The organism is Roseateles sp. P5_B10, assembly GCF_056400485.1.
The window spans coordinates 1-1,946 of the sequence record NZ_JBFULE010000919.1 but is presented as its reverse complement, the minus strand read 5'-3'; the positions used below and the strand labels follow the sequence as shown (position 1 = coordinate 1,946).

Sequence of the window (1,946 nt, the reverse complement as noted above, 5' to 3'; positions counted from 1 at the left end):
GAATACCTCGAACTCGGCAGAGTGTGGCAATACCTTCTGGTGGCCGGCCTCTTCGCATGGTTCGCACTGCTGTGGACCCTGGTGCGCCCCCACGCGCTCGCAAACCCCACGGTGCGGCCCATCGTCAGGATGTTCCTGGTCGCCGCCATCGCGATTCCGCTGTTCTACATTCCGGCGCTGTTCATTGGTGCCAAGGCCAACTACACGGTGGTCGACACCTGGCGCTTCTGGATCATCCATCTGTGGGTCGAAGGCTTCTTCGAGTTCTTCGCCACGACCGTGGTGGCGCTCACGTTCTTCCAGCTCGGCCTGGCTCGCCGCAATGTGGCCTTGCGCGTGATCTATCTCGACGCGATCCTGTATTTTCTCGGTGGCCTGATGGGCACCGGCCATCACTGGTACTTCACCGGCCAGAGCAACTTCAACATGGCCTTGTCAGCCTTGTTCTCGGCCCTCGAGGTGGTTCCGTTGACCTTGCTGACACTCGACGCATGGGACTTCGTGCGCACCACGCGCGGCGTGCGCGACGCCACGGGCAAAGCCATCGAGATCCCGCACAAGTGGGCCTTCTATTTCCTGATGGCGGTCGGCTTCTGGAACTTCGTCGGCGCGGGGATGCTCGGCTTCCTGATCAACCTGCCGATCGTCAGCTACTACGAAGTCGGCACGCTGCTGACGCCCGCCCACGGGCACTCGGCCATGATGGGTGTCTTCGGCATGCTGGGGATCGCGCTGATGGTCTTCGTGCTGCGCCAGACCAGCGATGACTCACGTTGGCCTGCGATCGAAAGGTATGTCCGGGTCGCGTTCTGGGGCACCAACGGCGGCTTGGCTCTGATGGTGGGCCTGAGCCTGTTCCCGGCGGGGCTGCTGCAGCTGTGGGACGTCCTGCACAACGGCTACTGGCATGCCCGCAGCCTGGACTACATCGCCAGCGAACGTTCGCAGCTGCTCGAATGGATGCGCATGYCGGGCGACGTGGTGTTCATCGTGTTCGGGGCCGTGCCGCTGGTGATCGCGTCGGTCAAGGCGTACCTTGGCGTGCGGGAGGGCGCCAAGTCGATACGCCCATTGCTCGTCCCCGCGAAGCTGCCGGTGTAGTGCTTGTGATCGCGCCCGCCCTGCCCGCTGCAGGCATGACGGGCACGGTACGCGACCGTGCGACAGCGCACGGACCCGGACGATCGCACCGCACAAACTAGGGCTGACAGCTCCGGCCGCACAAACGCTTCGCACGACTTTGAAGGACCCCATGCAGATCTTGCTCCACACTGACCCCAACACCGACGGCAGCGCGGCGATGACCGACCATCTCGACGCGGTCGTCAATGCCGCACTCGGGCGCTTTGGCGAACGCGTCACGCGCGTCGAAGTTCATCTGTCCGACGCGAACAGCCGGGCCAAGTCTGGAACCGACGACATTCATTGCATGCTCGATGCACGGCTCAGCGGCGAAGAGGCCATCGTCGTGAACGACAGCGCCGCCAACGCGCACCAGGCCATCGCCGGAGCGGTGCACAAGCTCAAACGCGCAGTCGGTGCTGCGATTGCCAAGCATCATCCACGGCATCAACCCGTGCACCCCTGACGGCCTTCGCTTCGTCGCTGCCGGTGGCGAAGCGCCGACGCGGCGTCACGGACCTGCTCCTGATGCGTGGCGCAGAACAGGCTGTCCTTCATATCAGCGAGCAAAGCGTCGGGCCGTGGCGCTGTGGGCTTCTATCTCGACCACGTGGGCATGGAGGTCGATCTGCACCACCGCGCGTGGGTCGACTTTCCGCAGCGCCCTCGTCACAGCGGCGACGCAGCGGGCGTTGATCATGTCGCTCACCCGAAATGCAACCATCATGACGAGTCTGAAGTGCCGGATTCATGCATCGAGCCGATCTGCACCGCCCGCTGGCGGATCAAGATAGAGCGCCTCGAAGGCATCGCAGGGCAGCGGC

The 1,946-nt window shown here is 64.1% G+C and carries 3 protein-coding genes; all 3 read left to right on the top strand.

Translation table 11 applies throughout. The features are described from left to right. Positions 1–1,101, top strand: a 1,101-nt coding sequence (locus tag AC1DU6_RS29250) for a cbb3-type cytochrome c oxidase subunit I (RefSeq protein ID WP_477861468.1), incomplete at its 5' end; no start/stop codon positions are given. A 151-nt stretch (positions 1,102–1,252) separates the two neighbouring features. Then, positions 1,253–1,588 carry an HPF/RaiA family ribosome-associated protein gene (locus AC1DU6_RS29245; protein WP_056197063.1) on the top strand — a complete coding sequence of 112 codons (336 nt, stop codon included), beginning with the start codon at positions 1,253–1,255 and terminating at the stop codon, positions 1,586–1,588. A gap of 123 nt (positions 1,589–1,711) precedes the next feature. Then, the coding region (locus tag AC1DU6_RS29240) for a hypothetical protein (protein ID WP_477861466.1) at positions 1,712–1,946 on the top strand (235 nt) is incomplete at its 3' end.